This is a genomic window from Streptomyces sp. SD31 (genome assembly GCF_052068475.1).
Lineage (GTDB): Bacteria > Actinomycetota > Actinomycetes > Streptomycetales > Streptomycetaceae > Streptomyces.
The window spans coordinates 193893-213705 of the sequence record NZ_JBQHCX010000019.1 but is presented as its reverse complement, the minus strand read 5'-3'; the positions used below and the strand labels follow the sequence as shown (position 1 = coordinate 213705).

At 70.9% G+C, this 19813-nt stretch carries 16 protein-coding genes and 1 pseudogene; 10 read left to right on the top strand and 7 right to left on the bottom strand.

Annotation, left to right across the window (positions count from 1 at the left end):
* Positions 1 to 31: 31 nt before the first annotated feature.
* Positions 32 to 724 carry a type 1 glutamine amidotransferase domain-containing protein gene (locus ACTMVF_RS34715; RefSeq protein ID WP_441275017.1) on the bottom strand — a complete coding sequence of 231 codons (693 nt, stop codon included), beginning with the start codon at positions 722 to 724 and terminating at the stop codon, positions 32 to 34.
* An 85-nt stretch (positions 725 to 809) separates the two neighbouring features.
* Between ACTMVF_RS34715 and ACTMVF_RS34710 the strand changes: the two genes are divergently transcribed.
* Positions 810 to 1766, top strand: a complete 957-nt coding sequence (locus ACTMVF_RS34710; protein ID WP_441275016.1) for a LysR family transcriptional regulator — start codon at positions 810 to 812, stop codon at positions 1764 to 1766.
* Positions 1767 to 1876: 110 nt separating this feature from the next.
* Here ACTMVF_RS34710 and ACTMVF_RS34705 read toward each other — a convergent pair.
* Positions 1877 to 2101 (bottom strand): annotated as a pseudogene (locus ACTMVF_RS34705) (hypothetical protein); the annotation flags it as partial.
* Between the two features lie 44 nt (positions 2102 to 2145).
* On the opposite strand from ACTMVF_RS34705, the gene ACTMVF_RS34700 reads away from it, so the two are divergent.
* On the top strand, positions 2146 to 2478 hold the full coding sequence (locus ACTMVF_RS34700; RefSeq protein ID WP_441275015.1) for a hypothetical protein: 333 nt from the start codon (positions 2146 to 2148) through the stop codon (positions 2476 to 2478).
* On the opposite strand, the gene ACTMVF_RS34695 is transcribed toward ACTMVF_RS34700, so the two are convergent.
* Together ACTMVF_RS34695 and ACTMVF_RS34690 are read right to left on the bottom strand one after the other, a co-directional pair.
* Entirely contained in the window at positions 2444 to 4414 is a 1971-nt protein-coding gene (locus tag ACTMVF_RS34695) for a collagenase (protein ID WP_441275014.1), read from the bottom strand. The genes ACTMVF_RS34700 and ACTMVF_RS34695 overlap by 35 nt on opposite strands.
* A 136-nt stretch (positions 4415 to 4550) precedes the next feature.
* On the bottom strand, positions 4551 to 5507 hold the full coding sequence (locus ACTMVF_RS34690; RefSeq protein ID WP_441275013.1) for a LysR family transcriptional regulator: 957 nt from the start codon (positions 5505 to 5507) through the stop codon (positions 4551 to 4553).
* A gap of 136 nt (positions 5508 to 5643) precedes the next feature.
* On the opposite strand from ACTMVF_RS34690, the gene ACTMVF_RS34685 reads away from it, so the two are divergent.
* Complete coding sequence (locus ACTMVF_RS34685) at positions 5644 to 7086, top strand: glyceraldehyde-3-phosphate dehydrogenase (protein WP_441275012.1); 1443 nt, start codon at positions 5644 to 5646, stop codon at positions 7084 to 7086.
* Between the two features lie 70 nt (positions 7087 to 7156).
* Here ACTMVF_RS34685 and ACTMVF_RS34680 read toward each other — a convergent pair whose 3' ends face one another.
* Both ACTMVF_RS34680 and ACTMVF_RS34675 read right to left on the bottom strand, forming a co-directional pair.
* Complete coding sequence (locus ACTMVF_RS34680) at positions 7157 to 8800, bottom strand: thiamine pyrophosphate-binding protein (RefSeq protein ID WP_441275011.1); 1644 nt, start codon at positions 8798 to 8800, stop codon at positions 7157 to 7159.
* The gene (locus tag ACTMVF_RS34675) at positions 8797 to 9582 is read right to left on the bottom strand and encodes a cyclase family protein (RefSeq protein WP_441275010.1); all 786 of its coding nucleotides are present in this window, start codon (positions 9580 to 9582) and stop codon (positions 8797 to 8799) included. The genes ACTMVF_RS34680 and ACTMVF_RS34675 overlap by 4 nt, the downstream gene beginning before the upstream one ends.
* A gap of 131 nt (positions 9583 to 9713) precedes the next feature.
* On the opposite strand from ACTMVF_RS34675, the gene ACTMVF_RS34670 reads away from it, so the two are divergent.
* Together ACTMVF_RS34670 and ACTMVF_RS34665 are read left to right on the top strand one after the other, a co-directional pair.
* Complete coding sequence (locus ACTMVF_RS34670; protein ID WP_441275009.1) at positions 9714 to 10820, top strand: GDSL-type esterase/lipase family protein; 1107 nt, start codon at positions 9714 to 9716, stop codon at positions 10818 to 10820.
* Positions 10821 to 10855: 35 nt separating this feature from the next.
* Entirely contained in the window at positions 10856 to 12484 is a 1629-nt protein-coding gene (locus ACTMVF_RS34665) for a cellulase family glycosylhydrolase (protein ID WP_441275008.1), read from the top strand.
* Positions 12485 to 12548: 64 nt separating this feature from the next.
* Here ACTMVF_RS34665 and ACTMVF_RS34660 read toward each other — a convergent pair whose 3' ends face one another.
* Entirely contained in the window at positions 12549 to 13292 is a 744-nt protein-coding gene (locus tag ACTMVF_RS34660; RefSeq protein WP_441275007.1) for an SDR family oxidoreductase, read from the bottom strand.
* A gap of 146 nt (positions 13293 to 13438) precedes the next feature.
* On the opposite strand from ACTMVF_RS34660, the gene ACTMVF_RS34655 reads away from it, so the two are divergent.
* From ACTMVF_RS34655 to meaB, 5 genes are all read left to right on the top strand, one after another.
* Positions 13439 to 14191: a TetR/AcrR family transcriptional regulator gene (locus ACTMVF_RS34655; protein ID WP_441275006.1), complete on the top strand. Its 753-nt coding sequence runs from the start codon at positions 13439 to 13441 to the stop codon at positions 14189 to 14191.
* Between the two features lie 157 nt (positions 14192 to 14348).
* Positions 14349 to 14603, top strand: coding sequence for an EF-hand domain-containing protein (locus ACTMVF_RS34650; RefSeq protein ID WP_441275005.1), 255 nt, complete (start codon positions 14349 to 14351; stop codon positions 14601 to 14603).
* 207 nt (positions 14604 to 14810) lie between these two features.
* Entirely contained in the window at positions 14811 to 16613 is a 1803-nt protein-coding gene (locus tag ACTMVF_RS34645; RefSeq protein WP_441275004.1) for a methylmalonyl-CoA mutase family protein, read from the top strand.
* On the top strand, positions 16613 to 18787 hold the full coding sequence (gene scpA, locus ACTMVF_RS34640; protein WP_441275003.1) for a methylmalonyl-CoA mutase: 2175 nt from the start codon (positions 16613 to 16615) through the stop codon (positions 18785 to 18787). Before ACTMVF_RS34645 ends, scpA begins: the two co-directional genes overlap by 1 nt.
* On the top strand, positions 18784 to 19779 hold the full coding sequence (gene meaB / locus ACTMVF_RS34635; protein ID WP_441275002.1) for a methylmalonyl Co-A mutase-associated GTPase MeaB: 996 nt from the start codon (positions 18784 to 18786) through the stop codon (positions 19777 to 19779). Before scpA ends, meaB begins: the two co-directional genes overlap by 4 nt.
* Positions 19780 to 19813 lie beyond the last annotated feature (34 nt).

Genomic DNA, 19813 nt, shown 5'->3' with positions numbered 1-19813 from the left:
GATCAGCGGCCGAGCCGGTGGGTGCCCGCGCTCAGCCCAGCTTCTTCAGCAGTTCGGCGGCGAGCGGGGCGGAGGAGGCGGGGTTCTGGCCGGTGACCAGGTTGCGGTCGACGACCACGTTCGGGACCCACGGCTCGCCCACCTGGACCTGCACGCCGGCCTCGGTGAGCCGGTCCTGCAGCAGCCACTTGGCCTGGTCGGCGAGGCCGGCCTGGGTCTCCTCGGCGTTGGTGAACGCGGCCACCCGGTAGCCGGCGAAGGCGTTGGCGCCGTCGGCCTCGGCGGCGAGCAGTGCGGCCGGGGCGTGGCAGACGACGCCGAGCGGCTTGCCGGATTCCAGGGCGCGGGTCAGCAGCCTGCCGGAGTCGGCGTCGACCGCCAGGTCCTCCATCGGGCCGTGACCGCCGGGGTAGAACACGGCGGCGTAGTCGTCGAGGTTCACGTCCTCCAGCCGGATCGGCGACCGCAGCTCCGTCATCGCGGCGAGCACGGCGGCGATCCGGTCGGCGTTCTCCTGTCCGCCGTTGGCCTCGGCCGCGAGGCTGCCCTGGTCGACGGGCGGTACGACGCCGCCCGGCGTGGCCACGACGACCTCGTGGCCGGCGGCCTTGAACGCCTCGTACGGGGCTGCCGCCTCCTCGGCCCAGAAGCCGGTGGGGTGCTTGGTGCCGTCGGCCAGCGTCCAGTGGTCGGCGCCGGTCATCACGAAGAGGATCTTCGACATGGGGTGCTCTTTTCGAGAGGGTCCAGTAGGTCGTTGCCTCGACCGTACGTGTGTCCTGCCATTGGAATCCAATAGGCTCATGCATATGAGACATAAGGATTCCAATGGAGAGGGGGAGAGCGTCCAGCCCGGCGGTGCGGCGCAAGTGGACCTGAACCTGTTGCGCACGTTCCTGGCCGTGTACCGCACCGGCTCCTTCACCGCCGCCGCCCGTCTGCTGGGTCTGTCCCAGCCGACGGTCACCACGCAGATCCGTTCGCTGGAGCGGCAGCTGGACCGGGAGCTGTTCCAGCGTCTGGCGCGCGGCGTCAGTCCGGCGCCCTACGCGGACGAGCTCGCCGCCCGGGTCGTCGAGCCGCTGGACGCCCTCGCCGGCGTCACCGGGCAGGGCGGCTCCCCCGACGTCCACCAACCGGAGCCGGTGCATCTCGCCGGTCCGGCCGAACTGCTCACCCACCGCGTCATGCCGGCCCTCGCGCCGCTGGTCGACAGGGGCGTACGGCTGCGCATCACCCCCGGCCTGACCGACCCGCTCCTGGAGGAGCTGCGGTCGGGCCGCTACGACCTGGTGATCTCGACCTACCGGCCGCGCGGCCGCGCCCTGGCTTCGGTGGCTCTGCTGGACGAGGAGTTCGTGCTGGTCACGGCCCCCGCCTGGGCGGAGCGCATCGGCTCGGCGCGGATCGCGGCCGACGGGCCCGCCGCGCTGCACGGCGTGCCGCTGGTGGCGTACGCCGAGGACGTGCCTATCGTGCGCCGCTACTGGCGTCATGTCTTCGGCAAGCGCCTGGTGCGCCACCCGGCGGTCACCATGCCCGACCTGAACGCGGTGAAGGCCGCCGTCGCGGGCGGTACGGGGTTCAGCGTGCTCCCCCGTTACCTGTGCGCGGCCGAGCTGGCCTCGGGCGCGCTGATCCTGCTGCACGACCCGGACGACCCGCCCATCAACACCAGCTTCCTCGTCGAGCGGCCGGGCGCGTCCGGCAACCCGCATGTCGCCCTGGTCCGCGACCACCTGCTGGGGATCCTCCGCGACGGGTGACTCCTTCGGCCACGCGGCACTTCAAATACTCCGCAGCCGTACGTCGTCCTCGGTGTCCACGGTGACGGGCTCTCCGGTGAGGATGAAGGTGTGTTCGGGCACGCTGGCTCCTAGAAGGCGCGGCTGCGACCGTCGGTGGGGGACGCGGGGATCGGCGGGGTGGTGGGCAGCGGCTCGAAGCCGAACGGTTCGCCGTGGTTGAGGGGGAACGTCGTCGGCATGGCGCCCGCGCCGCCGGGGGTGTCCGGTGGTCGGCGGCATCACCACGATCAGCTGCCTTCCAGGAAGTACCCGTCCGCGAAGTGCAGCCCGGAGCTGAGCGTGATCGCGAGCCCGATGTCATCAGGCCCGCCGCGACGCGGGCGGCAATGGGCCGCGCGTGGTCCTCGTCGATGACGCCGACCTGCTGACCCTGCCGGACATCGACCAGGGCCTTCGGGCGCTGGTCGGGTCCGGCAGGGAGCGTGGCATCGGCGTGGCCGCCGCGGCCACGGGCGACACCATGGCGGGTGCGAGGGGCTGGCTGAGCGCCCTCAAACGGCAGCGCAAGGGTGTGTTGCTGGACCCCCAGAGCCTGATGGAGGGTGACGTCCTGGGCGTCCGGCTGACCCGCGCTCAGCTGCGCAACTGCCGCCCCGGGCGGGGCCTGGCCGTCGACCCGCGCTCCGGGGAGCTGATCAGCGTGCAGATACCTCGGACCGATCTCGGCTGACGGCTGCGGGGGTGTTGCAGGCGCCGGCGGCGCACTCCGTCAGCCACTGGTCGAAGTCGGCGTCGTAGCGGGTGCCGATGTCGGTGGCGTAGACGGCGTGACCGCCGGCGTAGTCCCCCACCCGGAAGCGGGCCAGCATGCGGTGGATGTCGCCCGGGTGACGCTCGAACATGTAGCGGACCGCGAGGTAGCCCCACGGGTAGGTGCGGGTCACGTCGCTGTTGGCGTAGGTGTTCTGGAACAGCGTGCTCAGCCGGTACGTGTGCTTGCCCGCCTCCGCGACCGCCTGCTCGTCGGTGATCCCGCGGTAGCCGTAGGAGACGTACTCGGCCAGGCCCTCGATCCACCACACGTCCGGCACCGACGTCTGCTCGGCGAAGTCGCCCTTCATGTTGTACCGGGCGTCCAGGTAGTGCGTGTACTCGTGGTTGAGGTTCCAGATCCTGGCCGCGTGCCCGTCGTCCCGGCTCTTCTGGTACATGACGGCGAAGGGTTCGTTGGCAGGGTCGGCCGGGTCTCCGATCAGGGTCATGCCGCCGTTGTCCGTACTGATCCCGAAGATCGCCCCGGCGTAGGTCCGGTAGTCGGCGCTGCTGGCGAAGACGACGAGGTCGAGGGTCGAAAGGTACTGCCCGGGTATGGGGCCGTCGTCCCGCACGAGAGCGTGGAAGTACCGGTCCTGCCCCAGCACACTGGCGCAGGCCGCGGCGAGATCGGCCGACGTGAGTGCCTGGGCCCGGATGGTGTGCGTGGCGTCGCAGGAGTGGGCGATCGGCAGGGCCGCTCTCGTCAGTTGGCCGGCGAGGTCACAGACGCCGTAGTAGGAGCAGTTGGGGCCGTCGTAGTACTCGGCCTGGGTGGCTACCGCCACCCACAGTCCGGCTGTGGGGCCGGTGATCCGCGAGGCGCCCAGCAGTTCCCTGGCCAGGGGGCGCACCGTGGGTCGCAGCACCGGGTGTTCGACGTAACGAGCCAGGTTCATCCCGGCGTTGGACGCCAGGTACGCCCGGTCGGTGTCGAGCAGGTCGAGGTGGTCGAGCGCGAACCTGCGGAGGGTCCGGACAATGGACGGGTCGGCGGCGACGGCGCTCACGTAGTCCGGGTTCCAATTGCCGCGCCAGAGCGGGGTGTAGACGGCGTTGACGGCGGCCAGCATGCTGCGGATGGCGTCGTAGGAGCTGTCGTATGCGTTCAGCATGCGCCGGTAGGTCTTCAGATAGCGGGCCTGCTGGTCGGCGCTGTCGGTGAGGATGACGACCTCGCCCAGGACGTCGCCGTTGGCCGCGGTGACGTCCCTGGAGTGGGGGCGCGCGAAGAAGGTGTCCAGGCCGCTGGTGGTGTTGCGGGCCAGGGATGTGCCGTACGGGCCGACGTCGTCCGGGTGGTTGAACTGCACGTAGTAGCCGGCACGCAGGAACAGGACGAGCTGCCACACGCGGGCCGAGTTGTCGCCGCGATAGGTCCGCGCCGTACGCGTGAACGCCTGCGCGACGGTGACCATCTGGGGCTCACGGAAGATGTCGCGGGCGTCCGAACCGGTCACCGCGAAGAGGCTGTTGACGCAGTCCGTGGTCGAGGCCTTGACGAAGGCGACGAGTTCGGCGCCGGTCCTGCGGCCGAAGTCGTCCGGGCTGCACGAGGCCGCCTTCGCAGCGGCGTCCGTACGCGGAGGGGTCGGTGCGGACGTCGGTGCCAGGGGCGGGAGTCGGTCCGGGGTGAGTGGCTTCCTGTGTACGGCGGGACGGACGGCCGTGTCGGCCCGCGCGCCGGTCGGCGGTGGGGGTTGCGTCGCCTTCCGGGGCGAGGTCACGGCGGCGGTGGGGCCGGTGTCGGCCGGCGGTGCCGCGAGCGCGGGCGTCGACAGCAGACCGGAGAGCGTGGCGCAGACGACGAGGGCGCCGGCCATGCGTCTGGGCAGCACGAAGCGGTAGCGCATCTGGGTTCCTCCAGGAATGTGATGCGCCTCGATACGGAGGCTGAGGCGTGTGAGGCACTGTCCCAGCGCGGGCCTGCCCCAACAATGGCGTGTGACATAGCACATGGCACCGTCGAGCCATAACCTCCGGCGTCGGCTACGCCTTGGTCACGCTCCATGTGCGCGCCGCCCATGTGCGCAAGTGGGGGGAGCGTGCGACGAGTTCGCGGTAGGCGCTGGTGGCGGACTGCAACAGGGCGTCGACCGCCGGCTCGGTGACGGCGTCACGCCGCCAGGCCAGCACATAGCGGCACCACAACGGCGTACCGATCAGCGGCTTTACGACGACCTGCGGGATCGGCCGTGTCGTCGCCTGGACCACGGCCACACCGAGCCCGTCACCGATCATCCCCTGCAACTGCAGCCGGTCGCCCAGGAATTCGTGCACCGCCTTCGGCGTGAAGCCGGCCGCCGCGCAGGCCGTGTGGAAGACGCCGGGCCAGCCGGCCCCGTCGTCCGGCGTCAGGAACCAGGCCTCCTCGGCCAGATCGGCGAGGGCGATCTGAGGGCGCCGGGCGAGCGGATGCCGGGAGGGCAGGGCCACGAAGTTCGGCTCGGTGACGATCCCGCGGTGGGCCACCGCGTCCGAGTGCTCCAGCTCCTTTCCCGGGTAGTCCGCGGCGATGGCCACGTCCGCCGCACTCTCCTCCAGAAGCTCGACGATGCGCGAGGAGGCGTACACACTGCTCACCGCGAGCGAGACCTCCGGAAGCCGGGCGCGGACCCCGGACACCATGCCCGCCAGCATCGGGGAGTTCGTCGCCGCCACGCGCAGGGTCCGACGGGCCGGCGCCCCGGGGCCGGGACGGCGCCCGATCGCGGCGGCGCGGGCCAGGACGTCACGGGCTTGGGCGACCACCTCGACGCCGTACGGAGTCGGCCGCACGCCCGTCGGGCCGCGCTCGAACAGCGGCTCACCGAAGTGCCCTTCGATGCGCCGGAGTTGGGTGCTCACGGCGGGCTGCGAGTACCCGAGGTCGGCCGCGGCCCGGCCCACGCTCCCCGCGTCGGCGATCGCGCACAGCACCCGCAGATGCCGCAGCTCCAGCTCCACCCGTCACTCCCCGGATCCGCATCCCATACAAACAGCCTCAATATCGATCATCTCGCCCCACGTGTGCCCCCCCTGTGAAGGCCCGTCGCACCGCATGGTTAGCATATGAGCGCCACCTAGCTCGAAAGATAGGCCCGTGACTGTCAACGACGACTCGTTCACCAACTGGAAGAACCGCGAGGAGATCGCGGAGTCGATGATCCCGATCATCGGGAAGCTGCACCGTGAGCGGGACGTCACCGTCCTGCTGCACAGCCGCTCCTTGGTGAACAAGTCGGTGGTCAGCATCCTGAAGACGCACCGGTTCGCCCGGCAGATCGCCGGTGAGGAGCTCTCGGTCACCGAGACGCTGCCCTTCCTCCAGGCTCTGACCACGCTCGACCTCGGTCCGTCCCAGATCGACATCGGCATGCTGGCCGCGACGTACAAGGCCGACGACCGCGGTCTGTCCGTGGCGGCGTTCACCGCCGAGGCCGTCGCCGGTGCCACCGGTGCCAACAAGATCGAACGCGGCGAGGGACGCGACGTCGTCCTCTACGGCTTCGGCCGCATCGGCCGCCTGGTCGCCCGCCTGCTCATCGAGAAGTCCGGCTCGGGCAACGGCCTGCGGCTGCGCGCCATCGTCGTGCGCGGCGGCGAGCAGGACATCGTCAAGCGCGCCTCGCTGCTGCGCCGTGACTCCATCCACGGCCAGTTCCAGGGCACGATCACCGTCGACGAGGCGAGCAGCACGATCTTCGCCAACGGCAACGCGATCAAGGTGATCTACGCCAACGACCCCAGCGAGGTCGACTACACGGCGTACGGCATCAAGAACGCCATCCTCATCGACAACACCGGCAAGTGGCGCGACCGCGAGGGCCTGTCCAACCACCTGCGCCCCGGCATCGACAAGGTCGTCCTGACGGCGCCGGGCAAGGGCGACGTCCCGAACATCGTCCACGGCGTCAACCACGACACCGTCAAGCCGGACGAGCAGATCCTGTCCTGCGCCTCCTGCACCACCAACGCCATAGTCCCGCCGCTGAAGGCGATGGACGACGAGTACGGCGTGCTGCGCGGCCACGTGGAGACCGTCCACTCGTTCACCAACGACCAGAACCTGCTGGACAACTACCACAAGTCCGAGCGCCGCGGCCGCAGTGCGCCGCTCAACATGGTCATCACCGAGACCGGCGCCGCCTCGGCCGTCGCCAAGGCGCTGCCCGACCTCAAGGCGAGGATCACCGGCAGCTCGATCCGCGTCCCGGTGCCGGACGTCTCGATCGCGATCCTCAACCTCCAGCTCGCGCGGGAGACCGACCGCCAGGAGGTCCTCGACTACCTGCGCGACGTGTCGCTGACCTCGCCGCTGCGGCGCCAGATCGACTTCATCACGGCGCCCGACGCGGTCTCCAGCGACTTCATCGGTTCGCGGCACGCCTCGATCGTGGACGCCGGAGCCCTGAAGGTCGAGGGTGACAACGCGATCCTCTACCTCTGGTACGACAACGAGTTCGGCTACTCCTGCCAGGTCATCCGTGTCGTCCAGCACGTCTCCGGGGTGGAGTACCCCACTTACCCGGCTCCGGCGGTCTGATCCCGCCCAGCCGTCACCGACCCGTCTGCCGGCAATGCGGTGCCGACAGGCGGGTCGGCGCTTTGCGCGCTCAGTGGCCGCGGAACGCCTCTTCCAGCCACCAGGACCCGCGCTCGGCGACCACCTTGGCGTCGACGAGCAGCGGCGCGGATCGCGGGCCGGCGACCCAGTCGGCCACGGCCTTCAGGTCGGCCCGTGTCCGGACGGTCACCGCCTCGAAGCCGTAGCCCCGCCCGATGGCGGCGATGTCCGTCGGCGGGAACCGGACGGTGTCGAGCGGGTGCCCGTGGGGACCGAAGTGGTGCACCTCGGCGCCGTAGGCCTCGTCGTCGTACACGACGACCACCATGGGCAGCCCGAGCCGGCGGACGGTGTCCAGCTCCACGGCACTCATCAACGCGCCGCCGTCCCCGAGCGCGGCCACGGGCAGCCGGTCCGGCTGTGCCAGCGCCGCTCCGATCGTGGTCGCCAGCCCCAGGCCTATCGACTGGAAGGCCTGTGTGAAGCAGAAACCCTTCTCGTCCGGCACCGACAGGTACGCGCTCGGGTAGCCCATGAAGTTGCCGGAGTCCACACCGACCACCCGCTCCGCGGGCAGGATGTCGTCGAGCGCGACGCTCAGCGTGCGCGGGTCGATCCGCTCACGTGTGCTCGTGTCCTCGTGCGGCATGTCACGCCGGCGCAGACGTGCCGCGAGGGCCGCACCGACCTCCGGGGTCCGGTAGCCCTCCCGCTGTCCGCCGACGCCCGCCTCGATCACCGCGTGCGCGGTGAGTCGGACGTCGCCGGTGATGCCGAGGTGCACCGGCCGGTGCGCGCCGAGTGCGGACGGCTCGTCGTCGACCTGTACGACGGTCGCGTCGGCGCCGATCAGATGGCCGTGCCGCATCGTCCACATGTTGAGGGCGCAGCCCCAGCCGACGAGCAGGTCCGCGCCTCGGATCAGCTCGGCGGCCAAGGGTGAGGCGAAACCGCCGGAGACGTCCAGCGACCAGGGGTTGCCGTGGAAGAGCCCGCGGGCGACGGCCGAGGTCGCCGGCAGTGCGCCGTAGTGCTCGGCGAGCTTCTCCAGGGCCTCCCGGCTGCCGGGTCCCCGCGCGCCCCGGCCGGCCACGAAGACCGGCCGTCGGGACCGGTCGAGCAGTTCGGCCAAGGCCGTCACGTCGGCCGCGTGCGGCTTCACCGGGACCCGTTGCGGCGGTGGCGCCGCCCGCGCCAGAGCGCCTTCGGGCACCTCCAGGCCCTGCACCGGCAGGGGGAGGTTGAGCAGGGCGGTACGCCGCTCCCGCACCGCCAGCCCGACCGCCGCGCACGCCTGCTCGACCGCTTCCTCCGCCGACGTGACCCGAACCGTGGCCGCGCCCACCGCGCGCGCCAACGCCTCTTGGTCGACATGGAAGTTGGACCTTGGCTCGGTCACCTCGGCCGCGAGCACGACGAGCGGCGTACGGCTCTTGGCCGCCTCCGCGATTCCGGTCATCGCGTTCGTCAGTCCCGGCCCCTGATGCACGCTCACCACCGCGACGGTGCCGCTGGTCCGGGCGTACGCGTCGGCCATCGTCGCCGCGCCGCCCTCATGGCGTGCGGCGACGAACCGCGCCCCCGCGGCGACCATCGCGTTCGTCACGTGGAAGTTGCCCGATCCGACCACCCCGAAGACCTGGTCGACCCCGGCCGCGCACAGCGCCCGGCCGACCGCTTCCGCGACGTTCATGAGCGCTCCACCAGGGCGAGGACCCGTGCGGGAGCCCCGGATCCCGTGACGATGGGCAGCGGTCCCGCGATCACGACGGAGCCCGTCGGCGGCAGCGAGGCGAGATTCCGCAGCTGGGTCAGGCCGTACTTGTCGCCGCCCATGAGGTAGGAGTGGCAGGGAAAGGCGGGGTCGAACGAGAAGGCGCGCCCCGCATCCGTACCCACCGTCTCCACGCCGAGGCCGATCACCGGCGCCTCCTCGGCGACCCAGCGGGCGCACTCCACCGACAGGCCGGGGGTGTGCGGGCCGTTCTCGTCGGCGTTGAGGAACGCCTCCTGCGTATGCGAGCGCGCGTCCCAGCCCGTGCGCAGCAACAGCCAACCGCCTTCGGGCAAGGGGCCGTTCTCGGCTTCCCACGCGTTGACGTGATCGATCTCGACCAGGAAGTCGGGATTCTTGGCGACCTCTTCGGTGAAGTCCAGTACGGCCGCGGGGGCGATGAGCCGGTGGGCCGGGACCGAGGCGACGTCGGCGAGGTCCTTGCCCGTGACCCAGTGGTTCGGGGCGTCGAAGTGAGTGCCGGTGTGCTCGCCGCTGCGGAAGTTGTTCCAGTACCAGGCGGGGCCCCGGTCGTCGTACCTGCTGATCTCCTCCAGTTCGAAGACGGCCGTTTGCCCGAACTCGGGCGGCAGTTGGATCACGGGTGTCGACGACGACAGCGGTGAGGTGAGGTCGACGACTTCGATCGATCCACCTCGCAGAGCGGACACCAGCGCGGCAAGGACGGAGGGCTCGGGCATGGGTGGCTCCTCGGTCGGGGCTCTGAACGAACAGCATCGCAGCCGTACTTCCCACCCCTTGACGCGTCAATGACAACAATGGCTTCATGTCAGGTGGGAGCGCTCCCACCTCATCCAGGGAAGGGAACAGCATGCGCGACACCCGCCGATCACGCTTACAACTCCTGCCGCTCTTCGGCCTGTTGGCCGCCCTGCTCCTGCCCCTCGGCGTGACCCTCGCACCCCCGGCCGCGGCCGCCCGGGCGGCGGAGCCCGTGCGCATCATGCCGCTGGGCGACTCCATCACCGGCTCGCCCGGCTGCTGGCGGGCGCGGTTGTGGAACCAGTTGCAGAGCGCCGGATACACGGACATCGACTTCGTCGGCACCCTCGGCCCGCAGGGCTGCGGACAGCCGCACGACGGCGACAACGAGGGCCACGGCGGCGAGTTGGTCACCAACGTGGCCGACCAGAACCTGCTGCCGGGCCGGCTGGCTGCCACCCTGCCGGACATCGTTGTCATGCACTTCGGCACGAACGACGTGTGGAGCGCCATCGCCCCCGACCGCATCCTCGCCGCCTACACCAGGCTGGTGGCGCAGATGCGGGCCTCCAACCCGGACATGAGGATCCTGGTCGCGCAGATCATTCCGATGAACCCGAGCAGTTGCACGGGCTGCGCGCAACGCGTCGTCGACTTCAACGCGCGGATCCCCGAGTGGGCCCGGACGACGACCACCAGCCGCTCCCCCGTCTCAGTGGTCGACCAGTGGACGGGGTTCGACACGGCCACCGACACCTATGACGGCGTGCACCCCAGCGCCACCGGCGACGAGAAGATCGCCGCCCGCTGGTATCCAGCCCTGGCGGCGCTCCTCGACGCGGGCGCCGACGATCCAGGAGACCCCGGTGACCCTGGCGATCCCGGCGACCCGCCCGCCTGCACCGGGGCCTTCCGCGCCGTCTCCTCCTGGCAGGGCGGCTACCAGGGCGAGGTGACGGTGACCAACGCGTCCGCCTCGGCCCTCACGGCCTGGACCGCGACGGTCGTACCGGCGGCCGGCGCCCGCCTCACCCAGGTCTGGCACGGCACCCTCGGCACGGCCGCCGACGGCACCGCGACCGTCACCAACGCCTCGTGGAACGGCACGTTGGCGCCCGGCGCGAGCGCGAGCTTCGGCTTCATCGCCAGTGCCCCGGCAACGGTCGGCACTCCGTCGGCGACTGTCACGTGCACGGCGCGCACCGCGTCATCCTGACGCACCGTCACTCCATCTCACCCTTCGGAGCCGCCATGAGACCCCGCACCAGCATCACCCCACGAGTGGCCGCCGTCCTGGCCGCCCTCCTGGGCCTGCTCGCCCCCCTGCTCTCCTTCGCCCCGCCTGCCCAGGCGGCGGCCACCGGCCTCCACATCCAGAACGGCCGGCTGCTGGAGGCGTCCGGCAACGACTTCGTGATGCGTGGCGTCAACCACGCCCACACCTGGTACCCGGGCGAGACGCAGTCGCTGGCCGACGTCAAGGCGCTGGGTGCCAACTCCGTCCGCGTCGTGCTCTCCGACGGTCACCGCTGGACCAAGAACAGCGCCGAGGACGTGGCGAGCGTCATCGCCCAGTGCAAGGCCAACCGGCTCATCTGTGTGCTGGAGGTGCACGACACCACCGGCTACGGCGAGGAGGCCGCGGCCGGGACCCTCGACCACGCGGCCGACTACTGGATCGGCCTGAAGGGCGTGCTCACCGGCGAAGAGAACTACGTCATCCTCAACATCGGCAACGAGCCCTGGGGCAACACCAATCCCGCCGGCTGGACCGATCCCACGATCGCGGCCGTCAAGAAGCTGCGCGACGCCGGCTTCGCCCACACGATCATGGTGGACGCGCCCAACTGGGGCCAGGACTGGCAAGGCGTCATGCGCGCCAATGCCCAGTCCGTCTACGACGCCGACCCCACCGGCAACCTGATCTTCTCGATCCACATGTACAGCGTCTACGACACCGCGCAGGAGATCACGGACTATCTGAACGCCTTCGTCAACGCCAAACTTCCCCTTCTCATCGGCGAGTTCGGAGGCCCGCCCGACCAGTACGGCGACCCGGACGAGGACACCATGATGGCCGTCGCCCAGCAGCTCCGGCTCGGTTACCTGGCCTGGTCCTGGAGTGGCAACACCGACCCGATCCTCGACCTGGCGATCGACTTCGACCCCACGCGGCTCAGCTCCTGGGGCCAGCGCATCTTCAACGGCGCGAACGGCATCGCCGCCACCTCCGAGGAGGCCGCGATCTACTCCGGCGGCGGTGACACCACTCCCCCGACCACCCCGGGGACGCCCACCGCCTCCGCCGTGACGTCCTCGTCCGTGGCCTTGAACTGGACCGCCGCCACCGACGCGAACGGTGTCACGGGCTACGACGTGGTCCGCGTCAACGGCACGACCGAGGCCACGGCCACCACCACGGCCGGCACCTCCGCCACCGTCACCGGCCTCGCCCCGGCGACCGCCTACACCTTCGCCGTCTACGCGCGAGACGCGGCCGGCAACCGTTCTCCGCGCTCCGGCACGGTGACGGTCACCACGTCCTCCGGCGGCTCGCCGGCGACATGCGGTGTCGCCTACCGGGTGACGAACGAGTGGCCCGGCGGCTTCCAGGGCGAGGTCGTCATCCGCAACACCGGCAGCTCGGCGATCAACGGCTGGACCCTGCGCTGGACCTTCCCCGGCAGCCAGCGCATCAGCAACCTGTGGGGCGGCACCGCCACGCAGAGCGGCGCCGAGGTGAGCGTCGCCTCCGCGTCGTACACGGCGACGATCGCCCCGGCGGGCTCGGTCACCCTTGGCTTCACGGCCGCCAAGGGAAGCACGAACCCCAACCCGACGGCCTACACGCTCAACAGCTCCGCCTGTTCGCTCGGCTGACCGGCCCAGCGCTGAACCTCCTTGGCGTCCTGTGTCGGCGCAGGGCGCCAAGGCGGTCGGCCGATCAGGCGACCATGCCGCCGTTGACGTAGACCGTCTGGCCGTTGATCCACCGGCCGCGGCCGGCGATGAGGGAGATGACCTCGGCTATGTCCTCGGGGGTGCCGAGCCGCTCAAGGGGGTTCATCCCGGCCAAGGTGTCGATGGTCTCCTCGTCCTTGCCGTCGAGGAACAGTGCCGTGGCGGTAGGGCCGGGGGCCACCGCGTTGACGGTGACGTCCCGCCCGCGCAGTTCCTTCGCCAGGATGAGGCTGACGGCGTCGACAGCGCCCTTGCTGGCCGCGTAGGCGGCGTAGGTCGGCAGTGCGAGCTTGGTGACGGACGTGGACAGGTTGACGATGGCGCCGCCGGGGCGGACATGGCGGGCTGCCTGCTGGTTGACGACGAAGGTGCCGCGGATGTTGGTGCGGTGCATGCGGTCCAGGACGTCGAGGTCGAAGGAGGCCAGCGGAGCCAGCGCCATCATGCCCGCGGAGTTGACGACGACGTCCACTCCGCCGAACTCGGCGATCACGGCGTCGAACACCGCGGCCACCGCCTGTTCGTCGGCGACGTCGGCCTGATGGGCCACGGCACGGCCACCGGACTCGCGGATGGCGGCGACCGTGTTGTCGGCCTCCGTCTTGTTGCCCGCGTAGACGACCGCCACGGTCTGACCGTCCGCCGCCAGCCGCTCGGCGACGGCACGGCCGATCCCGCGCGAGCCGCCGGTGACGATCGCGACGCGCTGCTCCGGTGTGGTGTTCATGGTGTGCTCCCTCATGTCCGCGGCCTCATGACTCGACTGCCGCCCTCACTGCCCATCACTGCTTCCCTCATTGTTTCCATCGATAACGATACACCGATTCCAATGATACGCAACCATCGATATCGAAAATTCGTTACCATCGATTCGTGGCAGATCGAGTGGCAGACCGAGCAGAGTCCCGAGCGGACCTCAAGAAGAGACTCGTCGCGGCCGCCGCGGACCTGTTGGTCGCGGAAGGCAGGGACGCCGTGACCACGCGCGCGGTCAGCACCGCGGCGGGCGTCCAGCCGCCGACCATCTACCGTCTCTTCGGCGACATGAACGGCCTGCTGGCGGCAACGGCCGCCGACGGCTTCGCCCGGTACCTGGCGCAGAAGAGTTCCCGGGCACCATCCGCGGACCCCGTCGACGACCTGCGCGCGGGCTGGGACATGCACCTCGATTTCGGCCTCGGCAACCCGGCGCACTACCTGCTCATGTACGGGCAACCGCAGCCGGGCGGTGAGTCCGACGCCGCCAAGGAAGCACATCGCCTGCTGCGCGAGATCCTGGAGCGCGTCGCCAGGGCGGGACGCCTGACGGTCCCCGTCGAGCGGGCGGCCCAGATGGTCCACGGGGCCGGCATGGGTGTCACCTTCGCCCTTCTGGCACTCGAGCCCGAGGAGCGAGACCTGGGTGTGTCGACCCAGACACGCGAGGCCGTCATCGCGGCCATCACGACGCCGGCGGACACGGACGACGACGTCCCCCGCGCTCCGGACAGCGCGCGTGAGGCGCGCCGGCGGGTGCTGGCGCTCCGATCGATTCTCGACGACATGCCGGCCACGTACACCCCCGGCGAGCGCATGCTCCTGGAGGAACTGCTCGACCGTGCGGGCCGTGATCCGGCCGAGAGCTGAGCGGCGGCGACGCGCGCGCCGAGGGCCGGAAACCTACCGAAAAGCGGCTGGCCGTGAGTTCCCCGGGCGAGGCAACCTGGACAGGAGCGGAAGCGTCTTTCGTGTGGGAAATCGAAGGGCCGGCCCGCGTGCCGACGACAGGAACGAGGGTGACGCGATGAGCGACAAGGCCCGCAAGCTGTTCGAGGCGCTCGACCTCGACGCGAACGGAACCCTGACCCGCGAAGAGGTGATCATCGCCCTGCGGACGAAGGGCCCGTCTCTGGCCGCCTCGGGAGATCTGCCCGTCTGGGCCGTGGGGGACGAGAACGCCTCCTCCGCCCTGTTCGACGCCGCCGACCAGAACGGGGACGAGGTACTCACCCTGGAGGAGTTCGCGGCAGTGGTGGACCGCCGTTTCGGCTGGGTCTGAGGCTTCCCGCGCCGGAGCCAACGTCCCGCAATGGCACGCAAGTTCGAGCCCCTGACGTCGGTCCTCACCGGCGCGCGCACCGCCCTAGCAGGTGGCCTGCATGGCTTCAAGAACGCCCTGGCGAGGCCGAGGTCACAGAGACGGCGAGGGCAAGGTCACAGCCGCTCCCCCTGCTGCTCCTTTGTCGATCTGACCTAGCATCCGAGCATGACGGTCCTGCCTGACGACGGGCTCTCCCTGGCCGCCGAGTTCCCGGAAGCGACACATGAGCAGTGGCAGCGCCTCGTCGAGGGCGTCCTGCGCAAGTCGGGCAAGGAAGTCTCGGGTGACGCCGCGGAGGACGCTCTGTCCACGCTGCTGGAGGACGGGCTCACCACCCGCCCTCTGTACACCGCGCGCGACGCCGCGCCCGACCCCGGCCTGCCCGGCTTCGCCCCGTTCGTACGCGGTGGCCGGCCCGAGGGCAACACCACGGGCGGCTGGGACGTACGCCAGCGACACGCGGCGGCCGACGGCAGCGCCGTCCTGACCGACCTGGAGAACGGCGTCACCTCGCTGTGGCTGGCCGTCGGCGACTTCGGCATCCCGGTCTCCTCGCTCGCCACGGTGCTCGACGGCGTGTACCTCGACCTGGCGCCGGTGGTCCTCGAAGCGGGCGCCGAAGTGGAGCCTGCCGCGCGGGAGTTGCTGCGCGTCGTCGAGGAGCGGGGCGTGGCACCGGAGGCGGTGCGCGGCAACCTGGGCGCCGATCCGCTGGGCCACGAGGCCCGCACCGGGCAGTCGTACGACCTGGCGCAAGTGACCGGGCTCGCCCGGCGGTGCGCGGACGCGTACCCGGGCCTGCGCGCGATGACCGTGGACGCGTTGCCGTACCACGAGGCGGGCGGTTCGGCCGCGCAGGAGCTGGGCTGCTCGCTGGCGACCGGCGTGGCGTATCTGCGGGAGCTGACCGGGGCCGGGCTGAGCGTCGCCCAGGCCTGCGCCCAGCTGGAGTTCCGGTACGCGGCGACCGCCGACCAGTTCCTGACCGTGGCCAAGCTGCGCGCGGCCCGCCGGCTGTGGGCGCGGGTCGCCGAGGTGTGCGGGGCGCCGGGGCAGCAGGTGCAGCACGCCGTCACCTCCACGGTGATGATGACGCCGCGCGACCCGTGGGTGAACATGCTGCGCGCGACGGTGGCCACGCTGGCCGCCGGGGTGGGCGGCGCCGACGCGGTGACCGTGCTGCCGTTCGATCACGCGCTGGGCCTGCCGGACGCGTTCGCGCGCCGGATCGCCCGCAACACCTCCACGATCCTCATCGAGGAGTCGCACCTGTCCCGGGTGATCGACCCGGCCGGTGGCTCCTGGTACGTGGAGCGGCTGACCGACGAACTCGCCCACGCGGGCTGGGAGTTCTTCCAGAGCATCGAGAAGTCCGGCGGTCACGCCGCGGCGCTGCGTTCGGGCATGGTCGGCGAGCGGCTGGCCGAGACCTGGGCAGTGCGCAGCGCGAAGCTCGCCAAGCGCCGCGAACCCGTCACCGGGGTCAGCGAGTTCCCGCATCTGGCCGAGAAGCCGGTGGTGCGCGAGCCCGCGCCCGAGCCGCCGTCCGGCGGGCTGCCGCGGGTGCGGCGCGACGAGGCGTTCGAGGCGCTGCGCGCCCGCTCCGACGCCCACCTCGCGGCGACCGGCTCCCGGCCCCGGGTGTATCTGGCCGCGCTGGGCCCGGCCGCCGCGCACACCGCCCGGCTCACCTTCGCCGCCAACCTCTTCCAGGCGGGCGGCATCGAGCCCGTGACCGAGGGCTCCTTCGCGGACAGCGGGGCGCGCGAGGTCTGTCTGTGCTCCAGCGACGCGCTGTACGAGGAGCAGGCGGACTCGGTCGCCGCCGAACTGCGGGCGGCGGGCGCCGAGCACGTGTTCCTCGCCGGCCGCCCCGGGCAGTACTCCGGTGTCGACGCCTACGTCTTCGCCGGCTGCGACGCCATTACCGTCCTCACCGCCACCCTCGACCGCATGGGAGTGTCGTGATGACCGTCCCCGACTTCTCCGGAATCGAACTCGGGGTGCCGACCGCCGACGGCGGCCCCGACGAGTGGCGTACTGCCCTGAAGAAGGCCGCCGACGGCGACGACCTGCTCTGGGAGACCCCGGAGGGCATCACGGTCAAGCCGCTCTACACCGGCCAGGACCTGGAGGGCCTGGACTTCCTGGGCACCTACCCGGGCGTGGCCCCGTATCTGCGCGGCCCGTACCCGACGATGTACGTCAACCAGCCCTGGACGATCCGCCAGTACGCGGGCTTCTCCACCGCCGAGGAGTCCAACGCCTTCTACCGGCGCAACCTGGCGGCCGGTCAGAAGGGCCTGTCGGTCGCCTTCGACCTGCCCACGCACCGCGGCTACGACAGCGACCACCCGCGCGTGACCGGTGACGTCGGCATGGCGGGCGTGGCGATCGACTCGATCTACGACATGCGACAGCTCTTCGACGGCATCCCGCTGGACAAGATGACCGTGTCGATGACGATGAACGGCGCCGTGCTGCCGGTGCTGGCGCTGTACATCGTCGCCGCCGAGGAACAGGGCGTACCGCCCGAGAAGTTGGCCGGGACCATCCAGAACGACATCCTCAAGGAGTTCATGGTCCGCAACACCTACATCTATCCGCCGAAGCCGTCGATGCGGATCATCTCCGACATCTTCGCCTTCACCTCGCAGCGGATGCCCCGCTACAACTCCATCTCCATCTCCGGCTACCACATCCAGGAGGCGGGCGCGACGGCCGACCTGGAGCTGGCGTACACCCTCGCCGACGGCGTGGAGTACATCCGGGCCGGGCGGGAAGCGGGCCTGGACGTAGACGCGTTCGCGCCCCGGCTGTCCTTCTTCTGGGCGATCGGCATGAACTTCTTCATGGAGATCGCCAAGCTGCGCGCGGCGCGCCTGCTGTGGGCCAAGCTGGTCAAGCAGTTCGACCCGAAGAACTCCAAGTCCCTGTCTTTGCGCACGCATTCGCAGACCTCCGGCTGGTCGCTGACCGCGCAGGACGTGTTCAACAACGTGACGCGTACGTGCGTCGAGGCGATGGCGGCGACCCAGGGCCACACCCAGTCGCTGCACACCAACGCCCTCGACGAGGCACTCGCGCTCCCCACCGACTTCTCCGCGCGGATCGCCCGCAACACGCAGCTGCTGATCCAGCAGGAGTCCGGCACGAACCGGGTGATCGACCCGTGGGGCGGCAGCGCGTACGTGGAGAAGCTGACCTACGACCTCGCGCGCCGCGCCTGGCAGCACATCCAGGAGGTCGAGGCGGCGGGCGGCATGGCCAAGGCGATCGACGCCGGCATCCCCAAGCTGCGCATCGAGGAGGCCGCGGCCCGCACCCAGGCCCGCATCGACTCCGGGCGGCAGCCGGTGATCGGCGTGAACAAGTACCGGGTGGACAACGACGAGGCGATCGACGTCCTCAAGGTCGACAACTCCTCCGTGCGCGCCCAGCAGATCGAGAAGCTGCGCCGACTGCGCGCGGAACGGGACGAACAGGCCTGCCAGGACTCGCTGGACGCGCTGACCCGGGCCGCCGGCGGCGAGGGCAACCTGCTGGAGCTGGCGGTGAACGCGGCCCGCGCGAAGGCGACGGTCGGGGAGATCTCCGACGCCCTGGAGAAGGTGTACGGCCGGCACGCGAGCCAGATCCGTACGATCTCCGGCGTGTACCGCAACGAAGCAGGAGAGTCCCCGAACGTGGACCGCACCCGCACCCTGGTGGACGCCTTCGCGGACGCGGAGGGCCGGCGCCCGCGCATCCTGGTCGCCAAGATGGGCCAGGACGGCCACGACCGCGGCCAGAAGGTGATCGCCACCGCCTTCGCCGACCTCGGCTTCGACGTGGACGTCGGCCCGCTGTTCCAGACGCCCGCGGAGGTGGCCCGCCAGGCGGTCGAGGCGGACGTGCACATCGTGGGCGTGTCCTCGCTGGCCGCCGGTCACCTCACGCTGGTGCCGGCGCTGCGGGAGGAACTCGCGGCGGAGGGCCGCGAGGACATCATGATCGTGGTCGGCGGCGTGATCCCGCCCCAGGACGTGCCCACGCTCCTTCAGATGGGCGCCGCGGCCGTGTTCCCGCCGGGGACGGTGATCCCGGATGCGGCGTACGACCTGGTCAAGCGGCTGTCGGCCGACCTCGGGCACGAGCTGTGATCGATCTTGACACCTATGTGAAGGGCGTGCTCGACGGCAAGCGCGCGATCGTGGCCCGCGCGATCACCCTCGTGGAGTCGACGCGTCCGCAACACCGCGCCCTGGCGCAGGAGTTGCTGACCGAGCTGCTGCCGCACAGCGGCAGGGCGCGGCGGATCGGCGTCAGTGGTGTGCCGGGGGTGGGCAAGTCGACGTTCATCGACGCGTTCGGCACGATGCTGACCGGGCTCGGGCATCGGGTGGCCGTGCTGGCCGTCGATCCGTCGTCGACCCGTACGGGCGGTTCGATCCTCGGCGACAAGACGCGGATGGAACGGCTGGCCGTCGACCCGGCGGCCTTCGTACGGCCCTCCCCCACCGCCGGGACGCTCGGCGGGGTCGCCAAGGCCACGCGTGAGTCGATCGTCGTGATGGAGGCCGCCGGTTACGACGTGGTGCTGGTCGAGACGGTCGGCGTGGGACAGTCGGAGACGGCCGTGGCGAACATGGTCGACACGTTTCTGCTGCTCACGCTGGCCCGCACCGGCGACCAGCTGCAGGGCATCAAGAAGGGGGTCCTGGAGCTGGCCGACGTGATCGCCGTGAACAAGGCGGACGGCCCGCACGAGCGCGACGCCCGCGCCGCCGCGCGCGAACTGGCGGGCGCGCTACGGCTGATGCACGGCAAGGACGCGTTCTGGACGCCACCCGTGCTCAGTTGCAGCGCGCGGGAGTCGGCCGGGCTCGACGTGCTGTGGGAGCGGCTGGAGCAGCACCGCACCCTGCTGGACTCCACCGGACGGCTCGCCGCCCGGCGCCGGGACCAGCAGGTCGACTGGACCTGGACCATGGTCCGCGACGAACTGCTGGGCCGACTGCACGCCGACCCCGCGGTACGGACGCTGGCCCCCGAGCTGGAACGGCGGGTCAGGGAGGGCGAGTTGACGGCGACGCTGGCGGCGGAACGGATCCTGGGGGCATTCACCGCGGAGAACACCGCGGGCCCGTCCTGACGGCCGGGCCCCTGTCGGCGGAGGCCTACCGGGT